Consider the following 15,716-nt stretch of genomic DNA (forward strand, 5'->3'; position numbering starts at 1 on the left):
CTTGTATGAGAATAAAACTACTTTTAGTTGCTTTTTGTATTGTCAATGTGCTTTTTGCTCAGAAACAAAATACGGTTTTATTAACCATAAATGATAAACCTATAACGGTTTCAGAATTTAAATATGTTTATGATAAAAATAAAGATATAATACTCGATAAAGCGTCTAAAAATATAGATAACTATTTAACTTTATTTATAGACTATAAATTAAAAGTAGCAGAAGCACATGAGTTAAATTTAGATAAATCTAAAGCGTATAATGATGTAATAGCAGATTATAAAAAACGACTATTAACCTCGTATTTACAAGATAAAGATTATTTAGATAAGTTAGTTAAACAAGCCTATTTTCGTATTAAAAATGAAGTTAAAGCAAAACATATTTTAGTTCGTTTTCACGATAATATGCAGCCTAGTGATACCCTAGCTTTATATAATAAAATTTTAGGGTATCGTAATAGAATTTTAGCAGGAGAATCTTTTGAAAAAGTGGCTAAAGAAGTGTCTGAAGACCCATCAGCGAAAGTAAATGGAGGAGATTTAGGATATTTTACCGCTTTTGAAATGGTGTATCCGTTTGAAAACGCAGCATATCAAACAAAAGTAGGACAGGTGTCGATGCCTTTTAAAACGCGTTTTGGTTATCATATTATTAAGGTAAATGATATGCGTCCTTCTAAAGGAGAATTTCAAGTAGCTCAAATTTTAGTGTCTGATAAAAGCAATACGGGTAAGGCCATAATAGATAGTGCATATGCTGCGTTACAAGCTGGAGAGCAATTTAAATCGGTTGTTTCAAAATTTTCAACCGATGAGGGTTCTATAAGTAAAGGAGGTATTTTGCCTCGTTTTAGAATAGGTACTATGGTTAAAGAGTTTGAAAATGCCGTGTTAACACTTGATAAAGAAGGAGCTTATTCTAAACCTTTTAAAACCAAATATGGTTGGCATATTGTAAAATTAGTTAAAAACTATCCTATTTTATCTTTTGATGAAATGAAAGATAAACTTATGCATCAGGTAAAAAATAGTGACCGATCAAAACTATATAGAAAAGAGGCATTAAAACGACTAAAAAAACAATACTCGATTAAGGTAAACAAAGAGGCGCTAGCTGAATTTAAAAATCCGTATAAAACTTTTTTAAAAGATAACTTACAAGCTACTTTGTTAACCATTAATAATAAAGAAATTAAGCAAGAAGCCTTTTACAATTATTATAAAGGAAGTCAAAAACCGATAGATTACTTATTTGAAAAATTTAAAGACAACCAAATTTTAGTTTATTTTGAAAATGATTTAGAAAATACCTCACCTACGTATAAACATGCTCTGCAAGAATTTAAAGATGGTTTGTTGTTGTTTGATTTAATGCAAAAAAAAGTATGGAATAAAGCGTTGCAAGACACCAAGGGGTTAGAAGATTTTTTTGCAAAACAAGCAAAGTTTAAAGGTGAAAAGTTAGCTGATGTAAAAGCAGAGGCTGTAAGTGAATATCAAACGTATTTAGAAAAAGAATGGGTAGCAGCACTGCAAAAAAATGCCCATATTACCATTAATAAAAAAGCTTTAAAAAAATTAAAAAAACAATATACCCTAATTAAATGAAATATTTTGCTTTTATACTTGTTTTATGGGTGTGCGTTTCGTGTAAATATATCGAAGTGCAATCTAAAGATAAGGAAAATACCAATGTGGTTGTAGCTAGTGTTTACGATGCCAAATTGTACAAAGAAGATATCGAAAAAATATTGCCCAAAAACATATCGAAAAGTGATAGTTTAATTATGGTGAAAGGGATTATAAATTCATGGGCAAAACAACAATTACTTCTCCAAAAAGCTGAAGAAAACATTTCAGAGGTTAATAATAATGAAATAAATAAATTGGTAAAAAATTATCGAGAAAGTTTGTTTGTAAATGGCTATAAAGAGCGTTTAATAAAACAGCAATTAGACACCATTATTTCTAATGAAGAAATAACTGCTTATTATAAAAAAAACAAAGATAATTTTAAGTTAAATGAAGAGTTAGTTCAGTATAAATACATTTTTTTTGGTAAAAAATACCTTGATAAAAACGATGCTATTAAAAAGTTTAAATCAACCAAAGAAGAAGATTTAGAAAGTTTAGAAGATCAGACCATTAATTTTAAATCGTATCGCTTAAGAGATTCAACTTGGGTTACGGTAGATGAGTTAATGTTAAAAATCCCTCCATTTCGAACTGAACCCCGAGAAAATTTGTTAAAAATATCCAAATTCATACAAAAAGAAGATAGTTTAGGAGTATATTTGGTGGCTGTAGACAAAGTTTTAAAGCGAAATGATATTGCTCCGTTAAGCTATATTACCCCGCAAATAAAACAGCTTATTTTACATAAAAGAAAATTAGAATTAATTAGAGAAATTGAAAAAACGTTGATAAACGATGCAATTGAAAATAAACATTTTAAAGAATATTAAAATAGTAACTTTTTTGTTTTTTATAGGTAGCTTAAGTATAAAAGCTCAAAAACAAAAAATAGATGGGGTAGCTGTTGTAGTTGGTAAAAATATTGTGTTAAACTCTGATATAGATAAGTTTAAACAAGAAGTAGAATTTCGTAGTGAAGGAAAAATTAAAATATCTGATTGCGAAATGTTAGAGCAGTTGATGGAGCAAAAATTGTTGGCGCATCATGCTGTAATAGATAGTGTTAGTGTAACACAAAGCGAAATTGACAATCGTGTTAACCGTAGTGTACAATATTTTACCCAACAATATGGTAGTGTAGATAAAGTAGTAAAAACCTATGGATTTAACAATATAGAAGATTTAAAAAAGGAACTTGCCAAAGTGCAAAAAGAAAATATACTTATAGAAAAAGAGCAGCAAAAAATTACAGAAAAAATAGACGTTACTCCAGAAGAAGTACGTATTTATTATAATGGACTTAAAGAGAAAAATGAATTGCCTGAGTTTCCTGCTGAAATAGAATTAGAACAATTGGTGTTAAATGCAGAGCCTACTAAAGAAGAAGAAACACGTGTTATAAACAAACTAAAAGAAATAAAAAAGCAAGTAGAAGAAGGCGAGAGTTTTAAATTAAAAGCCATTATAAATTCTGATGACCCAGCGGTATCGCAAAACGGCGGGCAATACACTATTAATAAAGATAGCCAGTTTATAAAAGAATTTAAAGAGGTAGCTTTTTCGTTAGATCCAGGGCAAATTTCAGAACCCTTTAAATCTGCTTTTGGATATCATATTATTCAATTAGATAAAATTAAAGGAAAAGAAAGAGTTGTTTCGCATATTTTAATGCAGCCTGAGATTTCGGATTCAACATTAGCAGAAAAAAAACAAGAAATAGAAAAAATACGAAAAGATATTGTTGATGGTAAAATTACTTTTGAACAAGCAGTTGCTAAATATTCAGAAGATTCAGATACAAAAAATAATGGAGGGTTAATAATAAATCCGCTTACAGGAGAAACGAAGTTTGATTTAACTCGTATGCCACCCGATTTGTATGCTCGTATTAACGATTTACAAAAAGGACAAATTACAGATGTTTTTTACGATGAAACTCGTGAAGGCAAAAAGATGTACAAAATCATTATAATGAAAGACCGTACAAACACACATAAGGCTGATTTTATTAAAGACTATGTGAGGATTAAAGATTTAGCTTTACAAAAGAAAAAAGAAGAAGAAATAGCTAGGTGGTCGAAAGAAAAAATAGTAGATACATATATTAAAATACACTCTGATTATAAAAAATGTACTTTTCAGAAAAACTGGAAAAAAGAAACAGAGTAACCTAAATAATTTTATTATATTTCGTTCCCGCAATAGCGGGAATATTTTTTTAAACATATAAAATATTTTTACATTAAAAAGGTAAACGTACAACCCTATGTCAGACGTAGCTGCAGTTAATAATTTAGTTGAAAAATATACACAAATAAAGCAAGAAATAAGTAAGGTAATTGTGGGGCAAGAAACCGCAGTAAATTTTACCCTGTTATCTGTTTTTTGCGGAGGACATTCACTGTTGATAGGAGTGCCTGGATTGGCAAAAACCTTATTAGTAAATACAATTTCTAACGCTTTAGGCCTACACTTTAAACGCATTCAATTTACCCCTGATTTAATGCCTTCTGATATTTTAGGAAGTGAAATTTTAGATGAAAACAGACAGTTTAAATTTATAAAAGGTCCTATATTTTCTAATATTATTTTAGCAGATGAAATAAATAGAACCCCTCCAAAAACTCAAGCAGCACTTTTAGAAGCTATGCAAGAACGGTCGGTTACTATTGCAGGACACCATTATAAGTTAGATTTACCTTTTTTTGTATTAGCCACCCAAAATCCAATAGAACAAGAAGGTACTTATCCGTTACCTGAGGCACAATTAGATCGTTTTATGTTTTCTATAAATTTAGAATATCCAACATTTAACGAAGAAGTACAGGTAGTAAAAAACACTACTTCAATTCTTGAGCAACAGGTAAAACCTCTTTTTTCAGCTCAAGAAATTATAGATATTCAAAAACTAATTCGTAAAGTACCCGTTGCTGACAATGTAGTTGAATATGCTGTGAAATTGGTTGGGAAAACTAGACCAAAATCAAACGAAGCAACCGATTTAGTACAAAAATATATCGATTGGGGAGCAGGTCCTAGAGCTTCTCAAAATTTAGTTTTAGCTGCTAAAGCACATGCCATTGTTAATGGTAAATATTCTCCTGATATTGAAGATGTACAGGCTGTTTCTGTGCCTATTCTATCACACAGAATTGTAAAAAATTATAAAGCCGAAGCAGAAAATATAACCACAAAAGAGCTTATAGAATCGTTATTTTAATAAGCTGTTTAAATTATTTAAATTAAATTTTTGTTTTTCATTAAACCGCTGTAACCCTTCTTGTAACCACTTATAATAGGTGTCTTTATCGGTGTATTGTTGTGCGGTATTTAGTATTTCTAATTCAGGACTCATTAAAACATAATAAGGCTGCGATGCATTTTTAAAGTTTATCGTTTGAAAAGTAGCCCATTTATCGCCCACAGTTTTAATTTTTTTAATTTTTCCGTTAGGTTTTAAAAAATTAAATTGTTCTTCTTTTGGCAGTTTTTTCTCATTATCATCTACATATAAAGAAATAAGGATAAAGTTTTTTTGCAAGGTTTTATAAATGTCTGGATTACTCCATACATTTTCTTCCATTTTACGGCAGTTTACACATGCCCACCCTGTAAAATCTAGCAAAATAGGTTTGTTGCTTGCTTTTGCATATTCTAAGCCTTCTTCAAAACTTTTGTAACAGTTTAGACCTAATGGGCAATTACTTTCTTGCTGATAAACACTATAAAACTGTGGAGGAGGAAAACCACTAATCAAACTTTGATGCCAAGTAGGTGTTTTTAAAACACCAGGAATTAAATACACAATAAAAAGTATAATTAAAGCCCCAAAAGTAATACGAGAAACAGGTAGTTTTTTAATGGGTAAATCGTGTGGAAATTTTATTTTACCAAATAAATATAAGGCTAAGCCTATAAAAATAACAACCCAAATAGCTATAAAAATTTCACGTTTTAAAAGTTCCCAATGCCCAACTAAATCAGCATTTGATAAAAATTTTAAAGCCAAAGCAAGTTCTAAAAAACCTAATACAACTTTGGTTGTATTAAGCCATCCGCCCGATTTTGGTAATGAATTTAACCAGCCTGGAAAAAGAGCAAATAAAGCAAAGGGGAGTGCAAGTGCTAAACCAAAACCACCCATTCCGGCAGTAAGTTGTATGGCACCTCCATCAGAGCTTAATGAGCCTGCTAGTAATGAGCCTAAAATAGGGCCTGTACAAGAAAATGATACAATGGCTAAGGTTAAAGCCATAAAAAAAATACCAATAATACCTCCTACATTAGAAGCAGAATCCATTTTGTTACCCCAAGAACTGGGTAACGTAATTTCGTAAAAACCAAAAAATGAGCCTGCAAAAAATACTAACACTACAAAAAAGAAAATATTTAGCCATACATTGGTAGAAATGGTATTTAAAATTTCAGGATCTAAACTGTCTAAAAAATGAAAAGGAAGGCTTAACAAAATATAAATTAATATGATGAAAAAGCCATATAAAATAGCATTGCTAATTCCCTTTGCTTTGTTTTTAGAGTGTTTGGTAAAAAATGATACTGTAAGCGGAATCATAGGAAAAACACAAGGTGTTAATAACGCTAATAAACCGCCAATAAATCCTAAAAAGAAAATATTAAATAAGCTATGATCTTCTTTTTGTTGGTTATTAGTGTTGTTGTTGTTTAAACGGTCTTTATTTTTTAAGTCAAGCAAGAGTGCTTTAGATAATTGAGTATCTTTTTTACTAATAGTTGCTAAAGCGGTTGCTTTTTTACCATCTAAAGAAAAAGTGTAGTTGTCTTTATATTGTATGCAGGCTTCTTTGCAAACCTGCCCAAAAAAGTTTAAAGTTACCTGTGTTATGGTTGGGTCGGTTACTTTGATGCGTTGCGTAATAGTTGCTGTTTTATCGAAAAAAACTTCATCTTTTTCCCATATTTCACTGTAGGCTTTATGGGTTTTACTTTCAGCAGCCTTACCTATCAATTCAAAACCTTTTTGCCCCTCTACAATAGTTATTTTTAATGGTAAAGAAGCCCCGTCAGGATTGTATTGTGAGTATAAATGCCAATTTTCAAACAGTTTAGCATTAAAAACTAAATCGTACTCGGCATCAGATATTTTTTTTACTTCAGTAGTTAGTTTTAAAGGGTCTTTTTCGGTTTGAGCATGTGCTAGGCTAAACCCCATTAATATGATTATTATCGAAAAAAGTTTCTTCATTTTAAAAGCGATATTTTTAAAATATTTTTAGATGATTTTGTGGCTAAAAAACGATTGTCTTGTCGTTTTTCAATTACCCAAACAATACAATTATTTGAGCAAAGTAACCAAGTGTTTTCTTTTTCGATAAGCGAAATTTTTTCGTCTTTAAAGTATTTGCTTAGTTTTTTTTTGCCTTGCATACCTTTTGGATAAAAATAGTCTCCTTTTTGCCATTTTCTAACAATTAATGGAAACTTTAACAAATCTTTATCAACATAAATAGTTTGTTGATTTTCAACATCTTTTATAGCGGTGTTTATTAATGATAAAGAAATGGGGGTAGTTACTTTTGTTTGACTGTCATTTATAGTGTATTTCGAGCTATCGGCAGTAGTTATTTTTGAGAGAAGTAGAAATTCACGGTCTTTTAAAAGGCGATGCGTTTTAGAAAATACTTGCTTTCCAGATTGTGCCGTAAGTAGCAAAAACACATCATCCCATTCGGTAAAACCATAAGGTTTTAGTATTTGATATAAATAAGCTTTTGGATTTGATAATTGCTGTATTTTATTAATAGAAAACTGTAAATAGTTTTTGTTAGGGTGTGTTGATTGAATTGTTTTAGTTACCTCTTTAATTCTATCCTCAATAATTTGCTGGCTTTCTTTTAAATAGGCTACGGTATTTTCAAAATTTTTAAGTAAGCTCGAATTAATTTCTTCTAATTTAGGTATTATATGGTGTCTTATTTTATTGCGAGTGTATTTTGTTTCTAAATTACTGCTATCTTCTCGCCATTCAATATTATTTTTTTTTGCAAAGTTAAAAATTTCTTTTCTTGAGAAAATTAATAATGGACGAACAACGGTATTAGCAATTTCAGGAATACCCGTTAAGCCATCTAAGCCTGTGCCACGAGTAAGGTTAATTAAAAAGGTTTCTAAGTTGTCATTGGCGTTATGTGCCGTTAATACATAATCAAAATTATGTTTTTCTATTAATTTTTGAAACCAATTGTAACGCAATTCTCTCGCTGCAACTTGTGTTGATAGCTTATTTTTTTTAGCAAATTCTTTTGTTTCAAAAAGTGTAGTAAAAATTTGGACGTTTAATTTTTTAGCTAAATTTTTTACAAATTGCTCATCTGAATCACTCTCTAAGCCTCGTAATTTAAAGTTGCAATGTGCCAAAGCTATATTTGAGGTGTTAAGACGAACCATAAGATGAGTTAGCACCACACTATCTATGCCAGATGAAACGGCTACTAATATTTTTTTTTGTTCTAAAAAATAAAAATGATTAGCAATATGTTTCTGAAATTTTTGAAGCATTTCGTGTTAAAATAAAAAAGACTGCTTAAAAAAGGTTTAGTTTGTTTCGACAGTCTTTAAGTATAAGATAGTTAAATAATAATATGTTAAATGATTAAATTTTTAAGTCATTAAATAAGTCAATAAGTTCTTTGTCTGAAGGTCTAGGTGCATCTGCGGTTATAATTTTTCCTTCAGGATCAATTAATATAAAACGAGGGATACCATTAATGCCGTAGTTCTTTATAAAATCAGAATCCCAATCATTATCAGCTATTAATTGAGTTCCTTTTAAATCTTTGTCAACAATCATTTTTTTCCATTTATCATGGGTTTTTTTAGTGTCAACAGAAATGCTTACAAACGCAATGTTTTTTTTGTGATATTTTTTTTCTACTTCTTTTAAAAACGGAATTTCTGCTTTGCAAGGCGCGCACCAAGTTGCCCAAACATCAATATATACATATTTTCCTTTAAAATCTTCTAACGAAGAGGTGCCTCCAGCATTATTTTCATAGTTTTTAAAAGTAGGGGAGTTGTTACCTTTAACTAGGCTTTTAATTATATTATATTTTTTGGTTAAATCTAATTTAAAATCTTCATCAGTAGAAAGGGCTATTATGTCGTTATATAGCTCTTTAGCATTTTTGTTGCTGGCAGATACTTCGTATGACAAATTATAAAGTAAGGTATTTTTAATTGTTTCTCCTTTTATGTTTTTTATTAATGCTATAGCAGCATCTGTAAAAGGAATATTTTCTGCTTTTGCTTTATTATCAGCTTTTTTGTAAAAATTGCGAACAACAATACCCTTGTAGGCACTTGAGTTTTTAAACTCTTCTTCATTTTCTAAATCTAAATTTTTAAGTGGATTAGGGAAAGCATTTGAAACAGTAAAGGTTGTGTCTTTAGTATAGTATTTGTGTGCGTTTTCGTAGTTAGCGAGTCTAGCTATATAATCGTAGTTGATTTCTTTTTTTTCGGTTGTAGCAAAGTCGGTGTCTAAGCCTTTTAAAGCGGTTTCTAGTGTGTCTTTTAAAGCGGTTGCCTTTTTTAAAAAAGTGGCTTCACCTAAAGAATATAAACTTTGGTTAGATCCTAAATTTTCGGTAATTAAATATTTTTGGGCTAAAAAGTTATTGACTTTACTCCCTTTTCCAGTATAAACTATCGATTCATCAAACTGTTTAGTGTCGATGGTTAGTTTTAAATCATCTCCATTTTTTAGGTAAATAGAAGAACTTTCTACACCGTCAGAAAACATATAAAAGCCCGTTACATTATGTAAGGTGTCTGCAAAAACACCTGTTTTTGAAACATTAATTTCTTTTATTTTTTCATTGTTAGCTCCAACAATTGTTAGTTTGGTACTGTTTGGGTTTTTTATGGTTCCTGAAAATAAAGCGTAGTCTTTTTTTTCAAGAGTAGAACATGAAACAAGGGTAAGTGTTAAGGCTGCGATAATTATTTTTTTCATTAGGGTAGATTTAAATTAAATGTATTGTTTTTAAAAGTTTGGTTGTTTTTTAAGAATTGTAGTAATTAAACTTTTTTATTTTTCTTAAAAAATTGTATAAAAACAAATTATTTATGGTGTTGCAAGATACTATTTATTTAGCATGTAAAAAAGCAGTCTTTTGATTAGGTATTTTATTGATTATCAAAAAATTAAGGAATGTTTGTTAAGGCGTGTTTCATTGCTTTTGCTTTAAGTAAACATTCTTCATATTCTTTTTGAGGTGTCGATTTTGCAGTTATAGCCCCACCAACCGAGTATGAAACGTATTTTTTTTGAGCGTTATACAAAATACTTCTGATAATTACATTAAAATCAAAGTCGCCATCAGGGGTAAAGTATCCTATGGTTCCAGAGTATAATCCACGTTTTGTTTCTTCTAGGGTTTCAATAATTTGCATTGCCGATATTTTGGGTGCTCCAGTCATACTGCCCATAGGAAAAGAGTCTTTGATAATGGTTATAGGGTTTGTGGTGTTTTCTACTTCAGATACTATTGTAGAGATTAATTGATGTACTTGTTTAAATGTATATACTTTGCATAATTCTTCTACTTCTACACTACCTTTTTTAGCCGTTTTAGATAAATCATTTCTAACCAAATCTACAATCATAATATTTTCTGATTGTTCTTTTGGGTTGTGTGCCAAGTCGTAGGCAATTTTAGAATCGTCAATAGGGTTAATTAGTCGTTTTGCAGTTCCTTTAATGGGTTGCGAAATAATTTTATTTCCTATTTTTTTTATATAACGTTCTGGAGAAGCAGAGAGTAAATAAAGCTGTTCGTTTCTAAAAAAAGTAGCAAACGGAGGTTCAGATATTTCATTTAAATGCTTATACACTTTATACGGATTTATACTTGTGTTTTCGGCATAAAATTCTTGACAAAAATTAGCTTCATAAATATCACCTCTATGTATATGTTCTAATACTTTTGATACTTTTTGGTGGTATTCATCTTTATGAATTCTTAATTTTATTTTAATATTGTTTTTAGTAGTATTGTGCTTGTCGTTTAAGGTATTTGATAAGTGGTTAGGTTTTAAATGAAATTGATTAATTTCTTTAAAATCTTTTTCTAATTCGTCTTCAACTATATGTAAATAATGAAATTCTACGGTATTTTTTTTTATAAAGATTAATTTTTTGGGTTGAAAAAAATATAAATCAGGAAAATGTAATCCATCAAAATTATTAGACGATAGGTTTTCAATATCATTTTTTACATCATACGAAATGTAGCCAAAAATGTAGTCTTTTGTGTGTGCTTGGTATTCTTTTAGAGTATTAAAAGCATTGTAACAGTCGGTTTGTATGGCGGTAAAGGCATCAACAGCTAAACAACAATCAAACGAAGAATATTTTTGTTTATAGTTGTTAGAATCTAACCAAACTATTGTTTCAAATTGTTGTGCCCACTGTAATAATCGAGTTTTAAAATCAGAAGGAAAATCAACGGTAAAAGTATGTTGAGTTCTTAAAGACATTATGCAAAAATAACAAAAGACTGTCTAAAAAGTTATTGGCTATATTATTTTAAGCCTTTTTGTTTTGCACAATATAAATGAGCGAAAAACTTTTTAGACAGTCTTTTTTATTTAAAAGTTAAAGATAAATTTAACTTTTTAACTAATTATAGATTATTCATTTTTTACGTCAATACTTGCTGTTTCATTTTCGTTTAACTTTTCAACGCTTTTTATAACTTCTTTTGAAGAACCTTTTATTATTTCAGTTTCGCTAATTTTTTTACCATTTTTAACCGTAGTTGTTGTAATAGTAGCTGTTGCTTCTTGGTTTTTAGGGGTTTCTATACGAATTTCTTTTGCTACATGACTTGTTTGTTCAGAAGAAGTGTGGTGACCTAAAATAGGTGCGATTACTAAACCTACTAAGCAAGTTAATTTAATTAAAATATTCATAGAAGGTCCAGAGGTATCTTTAAAAGGATCACCAACGGTATCACCTGTTACAGCAGCTTTGTGTGCGTCAGAACCTTTATAGGTCATTTCACCATTAATTTCTACTCCAGCTTCAAATGATTTTTTTGCATTATCCCAAGCACCACCAGCATTATTTTGAAAAATAGCCCACATAACACCCGATACACAAACTCCTGCCATGTAGCCGCCTAAAGGTTCAGCACCAAATAAAACACCAATAATTATAGGAGTAATAATTGTAATTAATCCAGGTAAAAGCATTTCTTTTAAAGCTGCTTTGGTAGAAATATCTACACATTTAGCATAGTCGGGTGTTCCTGTACCTTCCATAATACCAGGAATTTCTTTAAACTGACGACGAACTTCTTGCACCATTTCCATAGCCGCTTTTCCTACAGATTCCATGGCTAGAGCAGAAAATACTACGGGAATCATACCGCCAACAAATAGCATTGCTAATACATCGGCTTTAAAAATGTTAATTCCATCGATACCTGTAAAGGTTACATAAGCAGCAAATAAAGCTAAAGCAGTTAAAGCCGCTGAGGCAATAGCAAACCCTTTACCAACTGCCGCTGTTGTGTTTCCTACAGAGTCTAAAATATCTGTGCGTTCACGTACATGATCGTCTAATTCACTCATTTCTGCAACACCACCAGCATTATCAGCAATAGGACCAAAAGCATCAATAGCTAATTGCATTGCTGTTGTAGCCATCATTGCAGAAGCTGCTAAAGCAACACCATAAAATCCAGCAAAATAATATGATCCAAAAATTGCAGCAGCAAATAATAATACCGACCAGAATGTAGATTTCATACCCACTGATAAACCAGCAATAATATTAGTAGCAGCACCTGTTGAACTATTTTTTACAATTTCTAAAACAGGTTTTTTACCTAGGCTTGTATAGTGTGCGGTAACAAATGAAATAAGAGCACCAACAGCCAATCCGATGCAAGCGGCAAAAAATACATTTATAGAAGGAACTTCGCGTATACCTTCTCCAAAAAAGTGCATTTTCATTGTTTCAGGTAACATTGTACGAATTAAAAAGAAACTGGCTGCAAGAGTAATTAAAATAGCTGCCCAGTTGCCTAAATCTAAAGCTTTTTGTACTTGAGCTTCTTTTGCAGAATTGTTTTTAATACCTACTAAAAAAGTACCTATAATAGAAGCTATAATTCCAACCCCAGCAATAACCAAAGGTAATAAAATAGGACCCAATCCGCCAAAAGCATCACTAAATTGAGAGGTGGTAGACATATCTCTAATAACATAATTACCTAATACCATAGCGGCTAAAACGGTAGCTACATACGAGCCAAATAAATCGGCTCCCATACCAGCTACATCACCTACATTGTCACCCACGTTATCGGCAATAGTTGCTGGGTTACGAGGGTCGTCTTCTGGTATGCCTGCTTCTACTTTTCCAACTAAATCAGCACCTACATCAGCAGCTTTGGTATAAATACCACCGCCAACACGAGCAAATAAGGCTATAGATTCTGCCCCCAATGAAAAGCCAGCTAAGGTTTCTAAAACCATAGTCATTTCATTATAAAAATTACCGTTTCCAGTAACAAATTGATGTAAAAAAATGATAAAAAAACCAGTAAGCCCTAAAACGGCTAAACCAGCTACGCCTAATCCCATAACAGTTCCACCACCAAACGATACTTTTAAAGCTTGAGGTAAACTGGTTTTAGCAGCTTCGGCAGTTCTAGCATTGGCATCGGTTGCAATACGCATACCAATATTACCTGCTAATGCAGAAAATATGGCTCCGAAGATAAATGCAAATACAATCATAGGACTAGTTGTATCTACAAAATAAGAAATGGCATATAATGCTATAGAGGCAATTACCACAAAAATTAATAATAATCGGTATTCTGCTGCTAAAAATGCTAAAGCCCCTTCTTTTATGCTTTTAGAGATAGATTGCATTTTTTCATTTCCAGGGTTTTGCTTTTTTACCCAAATCATTTTTATAAACATAAAAACTAACCCTACTGCTGCTAAAAGAGCGGGGATATATACTATAGCTGATTTCATATGATAATTTGTTATTTTTTAAACGGCTGTAAAAGTAACAAAATCAGCGAGAAATAAAAAACCCTTTAAAATTAAATTAAAGGGTTTGTTTTATAAATGAGTTTAGATATTTTAAATAGTAAAATTTCCTTTGGTTTTATGACTGCTTTTTTCGTATCGGTCAATACAATCTTGAAGAATTTCATAGGCTTCATCAGCATTTCCCCAACCTCCTACGTCTACTTTTTTCTTTTCTAAATCTTTATAAACTTGAAAAAAGTGAGTAATTTCTTTTTTTCGATGCTCATTTAAATCAACTATATCGGTATATGAGTTCCAAATAGGGTCAGAAATAGGTACACAAACAATTTTTTCGTCAGGACCTTTTTCATCTGCCATATGAAATACACCAATTGGTCTTACTTCCATTACACACATAGGAAAAGTAGGTTCGGCACCTAAAACTAAAACATCTAACGGGTCTCCATCTAAGGCTAGAGTTTCAGGGATAAAACCATAATCGCCTGGATACATCATTGATGAAAATAACATTCTATCAAAACGAATTTTTTTTAGTTTAAAATCGTATTCGTATTTATTTCTGCTTCCTTTCGGAATTTCAATTAAAACATCTACAGTTTTTCTTTCTTTTGCGGTCATAATTTTTTTCCTTTTTATGGATTGCAAAAATACATATTTATTGTGTTTTAAAGAGTTAAAACAAGTGTATATTTTTAGAAAGTATTTAATGGATGTGTAACTATAAGGTTATAGGTGTATTTATAAAGGGTTCATTTTAATTATCCTAAGGTTTTTTGGTGCTAAATAAATTGTAGATTAGTGTCTTTTTTTAACGTAAAAAACCCTTATTTAAAAAAATAAGGGTTCCAATATATATGATATGTTGTTGTTTATTTTACGTAAAGCACCTCTTTTACAGCTTTTACTACATCATTGGCGTTAGGTAGCCATTTTTCTAATAAAACTGGAGAATAAGGGGCTGGTGTATCGGCTGTGGTAATTCTTTTTATCGGTGCATCTAAAAAGTCAAATGCTTGATCTTGCACTCTAAAGGTTATTTCTGAAGCAACACTTCCAAATGGCCACGCTTCTTCTAAAATTACTAATCTGTTCGTTTTTTTAACGGATGCTAATATGGTATTGTGATCCATTGGTCGAACTGTACGTAAATCAATAATTTCTATTGATATGTTTTCTTTCGCTAATTCGTCTGCCGCTTTATAGGCTTCTTTAATAATTTTACCAAAAGAAACGACAGTAACATCTGTACCTTCGCGTTTAATATCAGCAACACCAATAGGTAATACATATTCTCCTTCAGGAATTTCCATTTTATCGCCATACATTTGTTCTGACTCCATAAAAATAACGGGATCATCGTCGCGTATAGCTGCTTTTAATAAACCTTTGGCATCATAAGGATTTGAAGGTACAATCACTTTTAAACCAGGGCAATTTGCGTACCAACTTTCAAAAGCTTGTGAGTGTGTAGCTGCTAATTGACCTGCAGAAGCAGTAGGGCCTCTAAAAACAATTGGGCAGTTAAATTGCCCACCACTCATTTGTCTAATTTTTGCAGCATTATTTATAATTTGGTCAATACCAACTAAAGAGAAATTAAAAGTCATATATTCAACAATCGGACGATTACCATTCATTGCAGAACCAACAGCAATTCCACCAAAACCTAATTCTGCTATAGGAGTGTCAATTACTCGTTTTGCACCAAACTCATCCAACATGCCTTTACTAGCTTTATAAGCGCCATTATATTCTGCAACTTCTTCTCCCATTAAATAAATGCTTTCATCACGACGCATTTCTTCACTCATTGCTTCACAAATAGCTTCTCTAAATTGAACTGTTTTCATTGTTTTTTATGGGTTATTTATTTTACAACGGCAAAAGTAAGAAAATTAATAGCAAATTAGTCAACTACAAATTAGAAAAGAATGATATTTTTAAGAAAAAAAATGATTAATGTAAATTTATTATGCATGCATAGTAAATTTAAAAAAAATATCATAACTTCGTAGCCACTAT

At 30.9% G+C, this 15,716-nt stretch carries 11 protein-coding genes; 4 read left to right on the plus strand and 7 right to left on the minus strand.

Annotated elements, in window-relative coordinates:
- Positions 1-5: 5 nt before the first annotated feature.
- The 4 genes from AB2B44_RS07425 to AB2B44_RS07440 all read left to right on the plus strand — a co-directional run bounded on the left by AB2B44_RS07425 (position 6) and on the right by AB2B44_RS07440 (position 4,857).
- A complete protein-coding gene (locus tag AB2B44_RS07425; protein ID WP_369048939.1) occupies positions 6-1,610 on the plus strand; it encodes a peptidylprolyl isomerase in 1,605 nt (534 codons plus the stop codon).
- Positions 1,607-2,467: a hypothetical protein gene (locus AB2B44_RS07430; protein WP_369048940.1), complete on the plus strand. Its 861-nt coding sequence runs from the start codon at positions 1,607-1,609 to the stop codon at positions 2,465-2,467. Before AB2B44_RS07425 ends, AB2B44_RS07430 begins: the two co-directional genes overlap by 4 nt.
- Entirely contained in the window at positions 2,433-3,806 is a 1,374-nt protein-coding gene (locus tag AB2B44_RS07435; protein WP_369048941.1) for a peptidylprolyl isomerase, read from the plus strand. Before AB2B44_RS07430 ends, AB2B44_RS07435 begins: the two co-directional genes overlap by 35 nt.
- A 97-nt stretch (positions 3,807-3,903) precedes the next feature.
- On the plus strand, positions 3,904-4,857 hold the full coding sequence (locus tag AB2B44_RS07440; protein WP_369048942.1) for an AAA family ATPase: 954 nt from the start codon (positions 3,904-3,906) through the stop codon (positions 4,855-4,857).
- On the opposite strand, the gene AB2B44_RS07445 is transcribed toward AB2B44_RS07440, so the two are convergent.
- From AB2B44_RS07445 to AB2B44_RS07475, 7 genes are all read right to left on the minus strand, one after another.
- Positions 4,849-6,861, minus strand: coding sequence for a protein-disulfide reductase DsbD family protein (locus AB2B44_RS07445; RefSeq protein WP_369048943.1), 2,013 nt, complete (start codon positions 6,859-6,861; stop codon positions 4,849-4,851). The genes AB2B44_RS07440 and AB2B44_RS07445 overlap by 9 nt on opposite strands.
- Positions 6,858-8,174, minus strand: coding sequence for a tRNA lysidine(34) synthetase TilS (tilS, locus tag AB2B44_RS07450; protein ID WP_369048944.1), 1,317 nt, complete (start codon positions 8,172-8,174; stop codon positions 6,858-6,860). Before tilS ends, AB2B44_RS07445 begins: the two co-directional genes overlap by 4 nt.
- A gap of 94 nt (positions 8,175-8,268) precedes the next feature.
- Positions 8,269-9,630 carry a TlpA family protein disulfide reductase gene (locus AB2B44_RS07455; protein WP_369048945.1) on the minus strand — a complete coding sequence of 454 codons (1,362 nt, stop codon included), beginning with the start codon at positions 9,628-9,630 and terminating at the stop codon, positions 8,269-8,271.
- Between the two features lie 191 nt (positions 9,631-9,821).
- Positions 9,822-11,156: an anthranilate synthase component I family protein gene (locus AB2B44_RS07460; RefSeq protein ID WP_369048946.1), complete on the minus strand. Its 1,335-nt coding sequence runs from the start codon at positions 11,154-11,156 to the stop codon at positions 9,822-9,824.
- A gap of 153 nt (positions 11,157-11,309) precedes the next feature.
- A complete protein-coding gene (locus AB2B44_RS07465) occupies positions 11,310-13,673 on the minus strand; it encodes a sodium-translocating pyrophosphatase (RefSeq protein ID WP_369048947.1) in 2,364 nt (787 codons plus the stop codon).
- A 111-nt stretch (positions 13,674-13,784) separates the two neighbouring features.
- Positions 13,785-14,312: an inorganic diphosphatase gene (locus AB2B44_RS07470; protein ID WP_369048948.1), complete on the minus strand. Its 528-nt coding sequence runs from the start codon at positions 14,310-14,312 to the stop codon at positions 13,785-13,787.
- A gap of 251 nt (positions 14,313-14,563) precedes the next feature.
- Positions 14,564-15,544: a pyruvate dehydrogenase complex E1 component subunit beta gene (locus AB2B44_RS07475; protein ID WP_369048949.1), complete on the minus strand. Its 981-nt coding sequence runs from the start codon at positions 15,542-15,544 to the stop codon at positions 14,564-14,566.
- Positions 15,545-15,716 lie beyond the last annotated feature (172 nt).

This window comes from Tenacibaculum sp. UWU-22 (genome assembly GCF_041021355.1).
Taxonomy (GTDB): domain Bacteria; phylum Bacteroidota; class Bacteroidia; order Flavobacteriales; family Flavobacteriaceae; genus Polaribacter.